The sequence below is a fragment of the Pseudomonas sp. ANT_H4 genome, assembly GCF_008369295.1.
Lineage (GTDB): Bacteria > Pseudomonadota > Gammaproteobacteria > Pseudomonadales > Pseudomonadaceae > Aquipseudomonas.
The window spans coordinates 396,463-411,236 of the sequence record NZ_VOBG01000001.1; the positions used below are offsets into that span (position 1 = coordinate 396,463).

Consider the following 14,774-nt stretch of genomic DNA (forward strand, 5'->3'; position numbering starts at 1 on the left):
TTACAACTTGATCCAGGTCGACTTCAGTTCGGTGTACTTGTCGAACGCGTGCAGCGACTTGTCGCGGCCGTTGCCCGATTGCTTGAAGCCACCAAATGGCGCGGTCATATCCCCGCCATCGTATTGGTTGACCCATACACTACCGGCACGCAGGGCCTTGGCGGTCAGGTGCGCCTTGGAGATGTTGGCAGTCCACACCGCAGCGGCCAGGCCGTACGGGGTGTCGTTGGCGATCTCGATGGCTTCTTCAGCGCTGTCGAAGGTAATGACCGACAGCACCGGGCCGAAGATTTCTTCCTGGGCGATTTTCATCGCGTTGTTCACACCGTCGAAAATCGTTGGCTCAACGTAGGTGCCACCGGTTTCCTGCAGGATGCGCTTGCCACCGGCCACCAGCTTGGCGCCATCGGCATGCCCGGACTCGATGTACGACAGCACGGTGTTCATCTGCTGGGTATCCACCAGCGCGCCGACGTTGGTCGCAGGGTCCAGTGGGTTGCCCGGCTTCCAGCCCTTGAGCGCTTCAATCACCAGCGGCAGGAAGGTGTCCTTGATCGAGCGTTCGACCAGCAAGCGGGAACCTGCAGTGCAGACTTCGCCCTGGTTGAAGGCAATGGCGCCAGCAGCGGATTCGGCAGCGGCTTGCAGGTCCGGGGCATCGGCAAACACGATGTTCGGGCTCTTGCCGCCGGCTTCCAGCCACACGCGCTTCATGTTCGATTCGCCGGAGTAGATCAGCAGTTGCTTGGCGATCTTGGTGGAACCGGTGAACACTAGGGTATCGACGTCCATGTGCAACGCCAAAGCCTTGCCCACTGTGTGGCCGTAGCCCGGCAGCACGTTGAGCACTCCTTGGGGGATACCGGCTTCGACGGCCAGGGCGGCGATGCGGATGGCGGTCAGCGGCGATTTTTCGGACGGTTTGAGGATCACCGAGTTACCGGTGGACAGCGCCGGCCCCAGCTTCCAGCAGGCCATCATCAGTGGGAAGTTCCACGGCACGATGGCAGCAACCACCCCGATCGGCTCACGGGTCACCAGACCCAGTTGGTCATGGGGCGTGGCAGCGACTTCGTCGTAAATCTTGTCGATGGCTTCGCCGCTCCAGCTCAGGGCTTGCGCGGCGCCAGGGATATCGATGCCTAGGGAATCGCTGATCGGCTTGCCCATGTCCAGGGTTTCCAGCAGCGCCAGCTCCTCGGCATTGGCCTTGAGCAGTGCTGCGAAACGGATCATGGTGGTTTTACGCTTGCTTGGCGCCAGGCGCGACCAGACACCAGAATTGAAGGTGGCACGGGCATTTTCAACGGCGCGCTGGGCGTCGGCGACGTCACAGCTGGCGACGGTGGTCAGCAGGCGGCCATCGACCGGGCTGATGCACTCGAAGGTCTCGCTGGAGACGGCAGCGGTGTATTCGCCATTGATGTAGGCGCGACCTTCGATCTTCAGATCCTTGGCGCGTTGTTCCCAGTCGGCACGGGTCAGGGTGGTCATGCGAGTGTCCTCCTCTTATTAAATACAAGGGCCCGGCATGGTGCTCGGGTACCTTTGAAGAATGCTTGCCCGGCCAGCCAGCTGTTCGGCTCAAGGCACCCACCACCCTAAACCAGCCGCCGGGGATGTTTCAATATATTTGACACAACAGCGGTAAACACCCTTGCGATGTTCATTTTAATAAACATAGACTTTGAGCCCTCCATCCGCAGGCCAGACGGGATACGCACATGAACATTCAGAATATCGTCGACTTCAGCCAGGCCAAGACCGAGCCCGAGCGCTATCGCCCGGCCGCGGAAAAAATCCTCAAGGGCGATCCCGAGCAAACCGTCTACAACCACTACAACAGTCCATGTGGCCAGATGAGCGCTGGGGTCTGGGAAGGTGCCGTTGGGCAATGGAAGGTCAACTACAGCGAACATGAATACTGCGAAATCGTACAGGGCGTTTCCGTACTGCGAGATGTCGACGGCAACGCCAAGACCCTGCGCGCCGGTGATCGCTTCGTGATTCCGGCAGGTTTTATCGGCACCTGGGAAGTGCTGGAGGCGTGCCGCAAGATCTATGTAGTGTTTGAACAAAAGGCCTGATTTATCTACCGCCCTGACATACACCTTCTACGAGATTTTGTTGCGATGCCTTGGGTCCAAGGCAAAGCGGCAGGGGCCTTTTTACTGCGGCTGCGCAGCGAGGGCTTTTCGAGCGCAAAAAAAAGCCCGCATCGTGAGATGCGGGCTTTTTTCAGAAAGAAAACCAATTACTTGATTTTGCCTTCTTTGTAGATCACGTGCTTGCGAACGCGCGGGTCGAACATTTTCTTTTCGAGCTTGTCCGGGGTAGTACGCTTGTTCTTGTCGGTAGTGTAGAAGTGACCAGTACCGGCGCTAGAGATCATTCGAATCAATTCACGCATGATATAGCTCCTTAAATCTTGCCAGCGCGGCGGATTTCGGCCAGCACGACAGTGATGCCACGCTTGTCGATGATGCGCATGCCTTTAGCAGATACGCGCAGACGAACAAAACGTTTCTCTTCTTCAACCCAGAAGCGGTGATGCTGCAGGTTAGGCAGGAAACGACGACGGGTTTTGTTATTTGCGTGGGAAATGTTATTCCCAGTCACCGGACCCTTACCGGTAACTTGACAGACTCTCGACATGCCTCAGCCCTCTAAAACCACATGCCCAACCCGGCATGGGTTGGCCGCTTAATCTCTCAGTCATTTGGCGCCAGGCGCCGCGTTTCTTTAGGGTCTTACCGGCTACACCTACTAGCGAAGGAACCGGGCCCCTAGAAAAGAGCGCTGCTTTATACCAGAAAGACCCAAGTGCAACAACAGTCCGTGTATTTTTACCGGTATAAATCTCGCCCACAAACGCCTGAACCGTTGCCAGGGTGGGCCGCTGCACGAGTGAACCGCTCGTCGCACAGAATGATTTACAGCGCTTGCGCACACCGTAAGATGTCCGGCAAAACGACCTGAGACGCCATCAAAACAGCATTTGAGGCAAAAGCACAGGCAAAAATGGGCTAGTCATTTATCAATCAGCCCACTACGGTAGGACTTTTCCAGACTGCACTCGCAGATGGGCCTTCGATCTGCAAAGGAAACCGACCATGCGCCTCGCTGCCCTGCCGCTATTGCTAGCCCCGCTTTTTCTTGCTCCGCAGGCCTTGGCGGCCACCACTTTGAGCGTCTGCACCGAGGCCAGCCCCGAAGGGTTCGACGTGGTACAATACAACTCGCTGACCACCACCAACGCCTCGGCAGACGTGCTGATGAATCGCCTGGTGGACTTCGACGCCGCCAGCGGCACACTGACTCCCAGCCTGGCCGACAGCTGGGACGTCTCGCCAGACGGCCTGACCTATACCTTCAAACTGCACCCAGGTGTTAAATTCCACCGCACCGAGTATTTCAGCCCAAGTCGCACCTTGACCGCTGAAGACGTGCGCTTCAGCTTCGAGCGCATGCTCGATCCGGCCAATCCGTGGCACAAGATCGCCCAGAGCGGCTTCCCGCATGCGCAATCCCTGCAACTGTCGGCACTGATCAAGAAAATCGATGCGCTGGACCCACTGACCGTGCGCTTTACCCTGGACCATGCCGACTCAACGTTCCTGGCCGCACTGAGTATGGGTTTTGCCTCGATATACCCGGCTGAATACGCCGATAAATTGCTCAAGGCTGGCACCCCGGAAAAGCTCAACAGCCAACCGATCGGTACCGGGCCGTTCATTTTCGGGCGTTTCCAGAAAGACGCATCTATCCGCTACAAGGCCAACCCGGAGTACTTCGCCGGTAAACCTGCTGTGGATAACTTGATCTTTGCCATCACCACAGACGCCAACGTCAGGCTGCAAAAGCTGCGACGCAACGAGTGCCAGATCGCCCTGTCGCCCAAGCCCCTGGATATTGGCGAAGCCCAGCAGGACGCTGCACTCAAGGTAGAAAAAACCGCTGCCTTTATGACCGCCTTCGTCGCTATCAACAGCCAGCATCCGCCTCTGGACAAGCCAGAAGTACGTCAGGCGATCAACTTGGCTTTCGACAAGGCCAGCTACCTCAAAGCGGTATTCGAAGACACTGCCGAAGCCGCCAATGGCCCTTTCCCACCTAATACCTGGAGCTATGCCAAGGAATTACCAGGCTATCCCCAGGACGTCGCCAAGGCCAAGGTGCTGCTCGAAAGAGCCGGCCTCAAGGACGGTTTTAAAACTACTATCTGGACCCGACCTTCAGGCAGCTTGCTCAACCCCAACCCAAGCCTTGGCGCTCAGTTGTTGCAAGCGGACCTGGCTAAAATTGGCATCCAGGCCGAAATACGCGTGATCGAGTGGGGTGAGCTGATCCGCCGCGCGAAGGCCGGCGAACACGACTTGCTGTTCATGGGCTGGGCGGGCGACAACGGCGACCCGGATAACTTCCTGACCCCGCAGTTCTCCTGTGCGGCGGTGAAATCCGGCACCAACTTCGCCCGTTATTGCGACTCCGCACTGGACAAGCTGATTAGCGCCGGCAAGACCACCAGCGAGCAAGGGGTGCGCAGCAAGCTGTATCAACAGGCACAGGCGCAGATCCAGCAACAGGCACTGTGGCTGCCGCTCGCACACCCCACGGCCTTTGCCCTGACGCGCAAAAATGTCGAGGGGTATCAGGTCAGCCCGTTCGGGCGTCAGGATTACTCGCAGGTGAGCGTCAAGCCATAAGCTGCAAGCTGCAAGCTAACTTGAGGCTTGCAGCTTGCCCCTTGCAGCTGCCTTTCTACATCCACCCGTACTCGGCCATGGACAACGGATCCCCGTCGCCAACAATGATGTGGTCCAGTACCCGCACGTCGACCAACTCCAGGGTTTTTTGCAAAAGCTTCGTCAGCTTGCGGTCGGCAATGCTTGGCTCGGCGCTCCCGGAAGGATGGTTGTGACACAGGATCAGCGCAGCCGCGTTATAGGCCAGGGCACGCTTGACCACTTGCCTTGGGTACACCGTGGCATTGTCGATGGTGCCTTGAAACAACTTCTCAAAACCCAACACCCGATGCCTTGAATCGAGAAACAGGCAGCCGAATACCTCGTGGGGTTCATGGCGCAACAGCGCCTTGAGGTAATCGCGCACTGCCATTGGGCTTTCCAACGCCGAATCGTGCCGCAGGCGCTCGGCCAGATGGCGCTGGGCCATTTCCAGCACGGCCTGGAGCTGGGCAAACTTCGCCGGGCCCAGCCCCAGGTGCTGGCTGAATTGCGCCTGTTTGGCCTCCAGCAGAGCACGCAAACTGCCGAACTGCTTCAGCAGATGACGCGCCAGATCCACCGCACTTTTGCCCGCCACCCCGGTGCGCAGAAAAATCGCCAACAATTCAGCATCGGAAAGATTTGCCGCACCCAACTCCAAAAGTTTCTCCCGCGGGCGCTCCGCCGCGGGCCAATCGCGAATACTCATAGCACCTCCGTGTGCATGTGCGCCGCTGTTGCGTGGCGGTCGCTGTGTTATCTTAGCCCATCTTTTTGCGTGCGATTTCACCTGGGGAGGGGGCATCGCAACGCCATCACTGAACTGGAAAGGCAAGCCAATGCAGCGTCTGTATCGGAAACGCATCGTTCTCGGCGTCGGCGGCGGCATTGCCGCCTACAAGAGCGCAGAACTAGTTCGCCGGCTTCTGGACCAAGGCGCCGAAGTGCGCGTGGTCATGACCCGTGGCGGTAGCGAGTTCATCACCCCGTTGACCATGCAGGCCCTGTCCGGGCACCCGGTTCACCTGGACCTGCTGGACCCGGCGGCGGAAGCCGCCATGGGCCATATCGAGCTGGCCAAGTGGGCCGACCTGGTGCTGATCGCGCCCGCCACCGCCGACCTGATCGCCCGCCTGGCACAGGGCATCGCCAATGACTTGCTGACCACGCTGGTGCTGGCCACCGACGCTACCGTCGCCATAGCTCCCGCGATGAACCAGGCCATGTGGCACGACCCAGCCACCCAAGCCAATACCCAACTGCTGCAAAGCCGTGGCCTCAAGGTCTTCGGCCCGGCATCCGGCAGCCAGGCCTGCGGCGACGTGGGCATGGGCCGCATGCTCGAAGCCACTGACCTGGCGCTGTGCGCCGCCGAGTGTTTCCAGCACCTGGCCCTGACCGGCAAGCACGTGCTGATCACCGCAGGTCCGACCCAGGAAAACATCGACCCGGTGCGCTACATCACCAACCACAGCTCCGGAAAAATGGGCTTTGCCCTGGCCGAAGCAGCGGTAGAAGCCGGCGCTCGCGTCACCTTGATCACCGGCCCCGTGCACTTGCCAACGCCTGACCGTGTCACCCGCATCGACGTGGTCAGCGCCCGTGACATGCTCGCGGCCTGCGAAGCGGCAATCCCTTGCGACCTGTTTATCGCCTCGGCAGCGGTCGCGGACTACCGCCCGGAAGTCATTGCTCCACAAAAACTCAAGAAAGACCCTACGAGCGGCGACGGCCTGCTCCTGCAAATGGTCCGCAACCCGGATATTCTGGCGACTATCGCCACCCATCCAGATCGCCCGTTCAGCGTCGGTTTCGCGGCCGAAACCGAGCATCTGCTGGACTATGCTGCTCGCAAATTGAAAGACAAAAACCTCGACCTGATCGTTGCCAATGATGTCGCCAACCCAAGCATCGGCTTCAACAGCGAGGAAAACGCCTGCAGCGTGATCGACCGCGAACTGCACGCCACCCTTTTCGTCCAGACCAGCAAAGGCAAGATTGCCCGCCAACTGATCTCTTTTATCGCCCAACGGCTGAACCAGGTTTAATTTCCATGCACGCTTTGCAAGCCAAGATCCTCGACCCCCGCATCGGCAACGAATTCCCGCTGCCGGCCTACGCCACACCGGGTTCCGCCGGCCTCGACCTGCGTGCCATGCTCAAGCAGGACACCGTTCTTGAGCCTGGCCAGACCCTGCTGATCCCTACCGGCCTGTCAATTTATGTGGGTGATCCCGGCTTGGCTGCACTGATCCTGCCGCGCTCCGGCCTGGGCCACAAACACGGCATCGTCCTCGGTAACCTGGTGGGCCTGATCGACTCGGACTATCAGGGCGAACTGATGGTGTCTTGCTGGAACCGTGGCCAGACCGCTTTCAACATCGCGGTCGGCGAGCGCATTGCCCAGTTGGTGCTGGTTCCGGTCGTGCAGGCGCACTTTGAACTGGTTGAAGAGTTCGACGAAACCCAACGCGGCGCAGGTGGTTTCGGGCATTCCGGCAGCCACTGACCACGCTGATCCAGGCCGGGCACCCTGCCCGGCCCGCAGCCAACGCATGGCTTTCAGGATGAATAATGCGCAGCGCCTATCAAGAAGATTTGCCTTGTGAAATCAAGGTATTAAGCGGTAAGGGAAGTGGTTCCGCTGCGCAGGTGGCACTTTTGCACCACGAACTCTATGCCAAAAATGCCGTCATACCCTTCAGTCTGAGCCTGCCGGTCAGCAACATTTAGGCCTGTCCAGCCCCGTATCGATGGAGTTTCCCAGTGATGAGCAACGCAGCCCACGTCGCACCGACATTTCCCGACAGCATCTTCCGCGCCTACGACATCCGTGGCGTCGTTCCCAAGACCCTGACCGCCGAAACCGCCTACTGGATCGGCCGCGCCATTGGCTCCCAGAGCCTGGCCCAGGGCGAGCCCAACGTTTGCGTGGGCCGTGACGGGCGACTGTCCGGCCCTGAGCTGGTGGAGCGACTGATTCAGGGCGTGGCCGACAGCGGCTGCCATGTCAGCGATGTCGGCCTGGTGCCAACCCCAGCGCTGTACTACGCCGCCAATGTGCTGGCTGGCAAGTCGGGCGTGATGCTCACCGGCAGCCACAACCCGTCGGACTACAACGGCTTCAAGATCGTGATTGCCGGCGACACCCTGGCCAACGAACAGATCCAGGCCCTGCACACCCGCCTCAAGACCAACGACCTGACCAGCGGCAAGGGCAGTATCACCAAGGTCGACATTCTTCAGCGCTACTCGGACGAAATCACCCGCGACATCAAGCTCGACCGACGCCTCAAAGTGGTGGTGGACTGCGGCAACGGCGCAGCTGGCGTGATCGCCCCGCAACTGCTCGAAGCCCTGAACTGCGAAATAATCCCGCTGTTCTGCGACGTCGATGGCAATTTCCCCAACCATCACCCGGACCCGGGCAAACCTGAAAACCTGGTGGACTTGATCGCCAAGGTCAAGGAAACCGGTGCTGACCTGGGCCTGGCGTTCGATGGCGACGGCGACCGTGTTGGCGTGGTGACCAACACCGGCAATATCGTGTTCCCGGACCGCTTGCTGATGCTGTTCGCCCGCGACGTGGTGGCACGCAATCCTGGCGCCGAGATCATCTTCGACGTCAAATGCACCCGCCGCCTGACACCGCTGATCAAGGAATACGGTGGTCGCCCACTAATGTGGAAGACCGGTCATTCGTTGATCAAAAAGAAAATGAAGGAAACCGGTGCCCTGTTGGCTGGCGAAATGAGCGGGCACGTGTTCTTCAAGGAGCGCTGGTTCGGCTTTGACGACGGTATTTACAGCGCCGCGCGCCTGCTGGAGATCCTCAGCAAGGAGAAATTCACCGCCGAAGACCTGTTTGCGACCTTCCCGGACGATATTTCTACGCCGGAAATCAATATCCATGTGACCGAAGAGAGCAAATTCAGCATCATTGACGCACTGCACGATGCGCAATGGGGCGAAGGCGCCAACCTGACCACCATTGATGGCGTGCGAGTCGATTACGCCAAAGGCTGGGGCCTGGTTCGCGCGTCCAACACCACGCCGGTGCTGGTGCTGCGTTTCGAAGCGGATACCGAGGCTGAGCTGCAGCGCATCAAGGATGTCTTCCACGCCCAGTTGCAACGTGTTGCCCCTGATCTCCAACTACCGTTCTGATTTTTTTGCACCGGAGCCCTGAATGACCCTCGAACGCGAAGCCGCCGCCAACACCGCCAAGGTCCTTTCCGAAGCGTTGCCTTACATTCGACGCTACGTCGGCAAGACGTTGGTGATCAAGTACGGCGGCAATGCCATGGAAAGCGAAGAGCTGAAAACCGGCTTTGCCCGCGACATCGTGTTGATGAAAGCCGTCGGGATCAACCCGGTGGTAGTTCACGGTGGCGGCCCGCAAATCGGCGACCTGCTCAAGCGCCTGTCCATCGAGAGTCACTTCATCGATGGCATGCGCGTGACTGACGCGCAGACCATGGACGTGGTGGAGATGGTTCTCGGCGGCCAGGTGAACAAGGACATCGTCAACCTGATCAACCGTCACGGCGGCAGCGCAATCGGCCTGACCGGCAAGGACGCCGAGTTGATCCGGGCAAAGAAGCTCACCGTCACCCGCCAGACGCCGGAAATGACCCAGCCGGAAATCATCGATATCGGCCAAGTGGGTGAAGTGATCGGGATCAATACCGACCTGCTGAATCTGCTGGTCAAGAGCGACTTCATCCCGGTGATCGCGCCGATTGGCGTGGGTGCCAACGGCGAGTCCTACAACATCAACGCCGACCTGGTGGCCGGCAAGGTGGCCGAGGCGCTGAAGGCCGAGAAGCTGATGCTGCTGACCAACATCGCCGGTTTGATGGACAAGTCGGGAGCGGTCCTGACCGGCTTGACCACCCACCAGGTGGACGACCTGATCGCCGACGGCACCATCTACGGCGGCATGCTGCCGAAGATTCGTTGCGCGCTGGAAGCGGTGCAAGGCGGCGTCGGCAGCTCGCTGATTCTCGATGGCCGGGTTCCAAACGCGATTTTGCTGGAAATCTTCACCGACACCGGTGTGGGTACGCTGATCAGTAATCGCAAGCGCCCTTAAACAGCGCTGAAACAAAAAGACCCCGCTCAACCTTGTTGGGCGGGGTCTTTTTTATTGCTCGGGAAAAATCAGACGCCGAACTGCTCGCGATACGCCTGCACTGCCGGCAAATGCTGCTTGAGCTGCGGATCATCTGCCAGAAACTGCAACACCTGGTTCAGCGATACGATGCTGACCACTGGAATCGCGAAGTCACGCTCCACTTCCTGGATCGCTGACAACTCACCGTTGCCTCGCTCCTGGCGGTTCAAGGCGATCAACACCCCGGCGGCCTTGGCGCCATCCTGGGATGCGATGATCTGCATCACTTCACGAATCGCCGTACCAGCGGTGATCACGTCATCGATAATCAGCACATCGCCAGTCAGCGGAGCACCTACGAGACTGCCACCTTCACCATGGGCCTTGGCTTCCTTACGGTTGAAGCACCACGGCAAATCCCGGCCGTGATGCTCAGCCAGGGCCACGGCGGTCGCGGCGGCCAGCGGGATGCCTTTGTAGGCCGGACCGAACAGCACGTCGAAGGAAATACCGCTTTCAACGATGGCCGCCGCATAGAAACGACCCAACTGCGCCAGGGCAGAACCCGAGTTGAACAGGCCCGCGTTGAAGAAGTACGGGCTGGTGCGCCCGGATTTGAGAGTGAACTCACCGAAGCGCAAAACACCGCGATCGATGGCAAAACGAATGAAATCGCGTTGATACGCCTGCATGAAAAAAGCCTCAGATACCACGGATTTAGCTAATTAGGTAGACGGCGTGTATCATACACGCACGCGATTTTTGGGGCCATTTATGCGGATCATCAGTGTGAACGTCAATGGTATTCAGGCTGCAGTCGAGCGTGGTTTGCTCAGTTGGCTGCAAGCCCAGAATGCCGACGTCATCTGCCTGCAGGACACCCGCGCCTCCGCCTTTGAACTGGACGACCCAGCCTTCCAACTGGATGGCTACTTCCTTTATGCCTGTGATGCCGAAGTTCCCGCCCAAGGTGGGGTGGCTTTGTATTCGCGGTTGCAACCCAAGGCGGTCATCAGCGGCCTCGGCTTCGAGACAGCCGACCGCTACGGGCGCTACCTGCAAGCCGATTTCGACAAGGTCAGCATCGCGACCTTGCTGCTTCCATCAGGGCAGAACGGCGATGAAGACTTGAACCAAAAGTTCAAGCTAATGGACGATTTCGCCCGTTATCTGGATAAACAGCGACGCAAACGTCGCGAGTACATTTACTGTGGCTCGCTGTACGTGGCGCAACAAAAGCTGGATATCAAGAACTGGCGCGACAGCCAGCAATCCCCGGGCTTCCTGGCGCCGGAACGGGCCTGGATGGACGAGATTGTCGGCAACATGGGCTATGTTGATGCCCTGCGCGAAGTCAGCCGCGAAGGTGACCAGTACAGCTGGTGGCCGGACAACGAACAGGCTGAGATGCTCAACCTGGGCTGGCGTTTTGACTACCAGTTGTTGACCCCTGGCCTGCGCCGCTTTGTTCGCAGTGCACGCTTGCCGCGTCAACCACGGTTCTCGCAGCACGCGCCGCTGATCGTGGACTACGACTGGACCTTGACCATCTAAGGTCGATTCCAGGATGCAAAAAAGCCGACATCGCTGTCGGCTTTTTTGTTTTTTGTGGGCGCCTATTTAACAATCCGCCAGGTAAACGGATACCGATAGGGAATCCCCTGGTTGGCCTTGATCCCACCAATAATGGTCAGTACCAGCGCACCGATCAATACCAACGCCAGCAGCGCAAAGCCAATCAGCACGAACATCAGCAGGTAGCAAATCGCCGAAGCAATGGCCACGGTGATCTGGAAGTTCAACGCTTCCTTGCCCTGGGCGTCGATGAACGGGTCCATCTCACGCTTGACCTGCCACAGAATCAACGGTCCCAGCAGGTTACCGAACGGAAACCACATCCCCAGAAACGCCGCGAAGTGACAGAACATCGCCCACTGGCGAACTTCCTGGCTCGGTGTTGGCTGTGGAAGCTGACTGTCACTCATGGCCTTGCTCCTTGGGCGCTGCTTAGTCAGCCAGAGCGGCGTTCTGCAGTTCGAACAGTTCGGTCATGCCTTTCTGGGCTAATGCCAGCATGGCGTTCAACTCGGCTGGCTGGAATGGCGCGCCTTCGGCCGTGCCCTGGACTTCGATGAAACCACCGGAATTGGTCATCACCACGTTGAGGTCGGTTTCGGCAGCCGAATCTTCAAGATAGTCCAGGTCCAGCACAGGCTCGCCCTGGTACATGCCTACAGAAACTGCAGCAATCATCTGCTTGAGTGGATCGCCGCCTTTCAGGCCGCCGCGCTTCTTGATCACTTTCAAGGCATCGACCAGAGCAACCATCGCACCGGTGATGGACGCGGTACGGGTGCCGCCGTCGGCCTGGATCACGTCGCAATCGACGTACAGGGTGACGTCGCCCAGCTTGGTCATGTCCAGCGCCGCACGCAGGGAACGCCCGATCAGGCGCTGGATTTCCAGGGTGCGGCCGCCTTGCTTGCCGCGGCTGGCTTCACGCTGGTTACGCTCGCCAGTGGCCCGCGGCAGCATGCCGTATTCGGCGGTCAACCAACCCTGGCCCTGGCCCTTGAGGAAGCGCGGTACGCCATTTTCGACGCTAACGGTGCAGATAACCTTGGTATCGCCAAACTCGACCAGTACAGATCCCTCGGCGTGTTTGGTGTAGTTGCGGGTGATGCGGATCGAGCGGAGCTGATCGGCAGCGCGACCACTTGGACGTTTCATAGGGGAACACCTGTACGGAGGACGAAAAACTGCCGAGCATTATAGAGCCGCCAGCCGCGCCTGGGCAGTTCTAAAAAATCCGGTTACCAAGAAGCGCTCTGAAGCGTGCCTTCAACCCTTTGTCACAGCCAGCGTTTGGGGCCGCTCGTTGCGTTGCGCTACAATCCTGCGCCTTCGCAGCCTGTCGGCTTCAATTCACCCATCAGCCCGCCCTACCCCACGGTTTGCGGGACTGCATCGCGAGGTACCTCCATAGTGCACAGCATGACCGCCTTTGCCCGCGTCGAAAAAGCCGGCGTCCAGGGCACCCTGAGCTGGGAGCTGCGTTCGGTCAACAGCCGCTACCTGGAACCGCACCTGCGCCTGCCGGAGTCCTTTCGCGATCTCGAAGGCGCGGTCCGCGAAGCGCTGCGCCAGGGCCTGTCCCGTGGCAAGCTCGAATGCACCCTGCACTTTACCGAGGAGACTACCGGCAAGCCGCTGCAGGTCGACCGCGAACGGGCCGCACAACTGGTAGCCGCCGCCGAAACCATCGCCAGCCTGATCAAGCAACCCGCCGCGTTGAACCCCCTGGAAGTCCTGGCCTGGCCCGGCGTGCTGGTGGCCGACGCCACCGACCCACAAGCCCTGAACGCTGAAGCCCTGGCCCTATTCACCCAAGGCCTTAAGGAACTCAAGGCCGGCCGCGAGCGCGAAGGCACCGAACTGGCCCGGCTGATCAACGAGCGCCTGACCTCCATAGAAGAAGACGTAGTCATCCTGCGCGAGCTGGTGCCGCAGATGCTTGCCACCCAGCGCCAGAAGGTCCTCGACCGCTTCGCCGACATGCAGGCCGAACTTGATCCGGTGCGCCTGGAGCAGGAAATGGTCCTGCTGGCGCAAAAGAGCGACGTCGCCGAAGAGCTCGACCGCCTGAGCACCCACATCGTGGAAGTTCGCCGCGTGCTCAAGTCCGCCGGTGCCGCTGGTCGGCGCCTGGACTTCCTGATGCAGGAACTCAACCGCGAAGCCAATACACTAGGCTCCAAGGCCTTCGATCCGCGCAGCACCACCGCTGCGGTCAACCTCAAAGTGTTGATCGAGCAAATGCGCGAACAAGTACAGAATATTGAGTAAGGCTACCCCGACATGACCCACAGCACCGGCACCCTGTACATCATTTCCGCCCCTTCGGGCGCGGGCAAGAGCAGCCTGGTCAAGGCCCTGACCGACACTGATCAGGAGATCCGTGTCTCGGTCTCCCACACCACCCGCGCCATGCGCCCTGGCGAGGCAAACGGGGTGAACTATCACTTCGTCGAACGCAGCGAGTTCGTGAAGATGATCGAACACGGTGACTTCCTGGAGCGTGCCGAAGTATTTGGCAACCTCTATGGCACCTCGCAAAGCCACTTGCAGCAGACCCTGGACGAAGGCCACGACCTGATCCTGGAAATCGATTGGCAGGGTGCCGAGCAAGTGCGTCAACTGATGCCCAAAGCCCGCTCGATCTTCATTTTGCCGCCGTCTCTTGAAGCCTTGCACCAGCGCCTGACCAATCGCGGCCAGGACAGCGACGAGATCATCGAAGGCCGCATGCGCGAAGCCGTCAGCGAAATGAGCCACTACGTCGACTACGACTACCTGATCATCAACGACGATTTTGCCCACGCACTGGAGGACCTGAAGTCGATTTTTCGTGCCAATCAGCTCCAGCAAAAACGCCAGCAACAACGTTTTGGCAAATTATTGGCCGAATTGCTCGGCTGACAGGCTCTTCCCAAAGCCGCTGCAAGGGCCTTACATTGGCACTTGCAGCGCGTTTGCGATGGCCGGTGAAAATCAGCGCTTCCCTAAACGCTGGTGATTTTTTAAACTGTTCAGTCCGCTCGCCCAACCGGGCAGCGCGCATATTGCATTCGCTCCGAGGAATACCATGGCCCGCGTAACCGTTGAAGACTGCCTAGACCACGTGGAAAACCGCTTTGAACTGGTCATGCTCTCTACCAAGCGTGCCCGTCAACTGGCCACTGGCGGCAAAGAGCCCCTAGTGCAGTGGGAAAACGACAAGCCTACCGTTGTGGCCCTGCGCGAAATCGCGGCTGGCCTGATGAGCTACGAGTTCATCGCCAACGCCGAAATCGTTGAAGACGAACCACTGTTCGCGTTCGAGGACGAGTCCAACGAGGCCGTCTAAGCCTATGCCAGGTCGGCGCAGCACG

At 59.3% G+C, this 14,774-nt stretch carries 17 protein-coding genes and 1 pseudogene; 11 read left to right on the forward strand and 7 right to left on the reverse strand.

What is annotated here, in order from left to right; translation table 11 throughout:
- On the reverse strand, positions 1–1,494 hold the full coding sequence (locus FQ182_RS01905; protein ID WP_149412574.1) for an aldehyde dehydrogenase: 1,494 nt from the start codon (positions 1,492–1,494) through the stop codon (positions 1–3).
- Between the two features lie 230 nt (positions 1,495–1,724).
- On the opposite strand from FQ182_RS01905, the gene FQ182_RS01910 reads away from it, so the two are divergent.
- Positions 1,725–2,087, forward strand: a complete 363-nt coding sequence (locus FQ182_RS01910; protein WP_149412573.1) for a cupin domain-containing protein — start codon at positions 1,725–1,727, stop codon at positions 2,085–2,087.
- 167 nt (positions 2,088–2,254) lie between these two features.
- On the opposite strand, the gene rpmG is transcribed toward FQ182_RS01910, so the two are convergent.
- Entirely contained in the window at positions 2,255–2,410 is a 156-nt protein-coding gene (rpmG, locus tag FQ182_RS01915) for a 50S ribosomal protein L33 (RefSeq protein ID WP_003176906.1), read from the reverse strand.
- 11 nt (positions 2,411–2,421) lie between these two features.
- Entirely contained in the window at positions 2,422–2,655 is a 234-nt protein-coding gene (rpmB, locus tag FQ182_RS01920) for a 50S ribosomal protein L28 (protein ID WP_019410280.1), read from the reverse strand.
- A gap of 458 nt (positions 2,656–3,113) precedes the next feature.
- Here rpmB and FQ182_RS01925 point away from each other — a divergent pair, with 458 nt between their 5' ends.
- Positions 3,114–4,706: an ABC transporter substrate-binding protein gene (locus FQ182_RS01925; protein WP_149412572.1), complete on the forward strand. Its 1,593-nt coding sequence runs from the start codon at positions 3,114–3,116 to the stop codon at positions 4,704–4,706.
- 55 nt (positions 4,707–4,761) lie between these two features.
- Here the strand turns inward: FQ182_RS01925 and radC are convergent, their stop codons facing one another.
- Positions 4,762–5,436: a DNA repair protein RadC gene (gene radC, locus FQ182_RS01930; protein WP_149412571.1), complete on the reverse strand. Its 675-nt coding sequence runs from the start codon at positions 5,434–5,436 to the stop codon at positions 4,762–4,764.
- Positions 5,437–5,566: 130 nt separating this feature from the next.
- Between radC and coaBC the strand changes: the two genes are divergently transcribed.
- From coaBC to argB, 5 genes and pseudogenes are all read left to right on the forward strand, one after another.
- A complete protein-coding gene (coaBC, locus tag FQ182_RS01935) occupies positions 5,567–6,775 on the forward strand; it encodes a bifunctional phosphopantothenoylcysteine decarboxylase/phosphopantothenate--cysteine ligase CoaBC (protein ID WP_149412570.1) in 1,209 nt (402 codons plus the stop codon).
- Positions 6,776–6,780: 5 nt separating this feature from the next.
- Positions 6,781–7,236 (forward strand): dUTP diphosphatase, encoded by a 456-nt coding sequence (gene dut / locus FQ182_RS01940; protein ID WP_133100770.1) that lies wholly within the window; start codon positions 6,781–6,783, stop codon positions 7,234–7,236.
- Positions 7,237–7,301: 65 nt separating this feature from the next.
- Positions 7,302–7,460 carry a hypothetical protein gene (locus FQ182_RS29690; protein WP_178114370.1) on the forward strand — a complete coding sequence of 53 codons (159 nt, stop codon included), beginning with the start codon at positions 7,302–7,304 and terminating at the stop codon, positions 7,458–7,460.
- 30 nt (positions 7,461–7,490) lie between these two features.
- Positions 7,491–8,894: pseudogene (locus FQ182_RS01945) on the forward strand (phosphomannomutase/phosphoglucomutase); the annotation flags it as partial.
- Between the two features lie 22 nt (positions 8,895–8,916).
- Complete coding sequence (gene argB, locus FQ182_RS01950) at positions 8,917–9,822, forward strand: acetylglutamate kinase (protein ID WP_149412568.1); 906 nt, start codon at positions 8,917–8,919, stop codon at positions 9,820–9,822.
- A 68-nt stretch (positions 9,823–9,890) separates the two neighbouring features.
- Here the strand turns inward: argB and pyrE are convergent, their stop codons facing one another.
- Positions 9,891–10,535, reverse strand: a complete 645-nt coding sequence (gene pyrE, locus FQ182_RS01955; RefSeq protein ID WP_133100767.1) for an orotate phosphoribosyltransferase — start codon at positions 10,533–10,535, stop codon at positions 9,891–9,893.
- Between the two features lie 82 nt (positions 10,536–10,617).
- On the opposite strand from pyrE, the gene FQ182_RS01960 reads away from it, so the two are divergent.
- Positions 10,618–11,397, forward strand: coding sequence for an exodeoxyribonuclease III (locus tag FQ182_RS01960; RefSeq protein ID WP_003176915.1), 780 nt, complete (start codon positions 10,618–10,620; stop codon positions 11,395–11,397).
- A gap of 62 nt (positions 11,398–11,459) precedes the next feature.
- Here FQ182_RS01960 and FQ182_RS01965 read toward each other — a convergent pair whose 3' ends face one another.
- Both FQ182_RS01965 and rph read right to left on the reverse strand, forming a co-directional pair.
- Positions 11,460–11,828: a DUF4870 domain-containing protein gene (locus FQ182_RS01965; RefSeq protein ID WP_149412567.1), complete on the reverse strand. Its 369-nt coding sequence runs from the start codon at positions 11,826–11,828 to the stop codon at positions 11,460–11,462.
- 22 nt (positions 11,829–11,850) lie between these two features.
- Positions 11,851–12,573 (reverse strand): ribonuclease PH, encoded by a 723-nt coding sequence (gene rph, locus FQ182_RS01970; protein ID WP_149412566.1) that lies wholly within the window; start codon positions 12,571–12,573, stop codon positions 11,851–11,853.
- A 252-nt stretch (positions 12,574–12,825) separates the two neighbouring features.
- Between rph and FQ182_RS01975 the strand changes: the two genes are divergently transcribed.
- The 3 genes from FQ182_RS01975 (at position 12,826) to rpoZ (ending at position 14,749) form a co-directional block, all read left to right on the forward strand.
- Entirely contained in the window at positions 12,826–13,689 is an 864-nt protein-coding gene (locus FQ182_RS01975; RefSeq protein WP_149412594.1) for a YicC/YloC family endoribonuclease, read from the forward strand.
- Between the two features lie 12 nt (positions 13,690–13,701).
- Positions 13,702–14,322: a guanylate kinase gene (gmk, locus tag FQ182_RS01980; RefSeq protein WP_149412565.1), complete on the forward strand. Its 621-nt coding sequence runs from the start codon at positions 13,702–13,704 to the stop codon at positions 14,320–14,322.
- A gap of 166 nt (positions 14,323–14,488) precedes the next feature.
- Positions 14,489–14,749 (forward strand): DNA-directed RNA polymerase subunit omega, encoded by a 261-nt coding sequence (gene rpoZ / locus FQ182_RS01985; RefSeq protein WP_133100762.1) that lies wholly within the window; start codon positions 14,489–14,491, stop codon positions 14,747–14,749.
- Positions 14,750–14,774 lie beyond the last annotated feature (25 nt).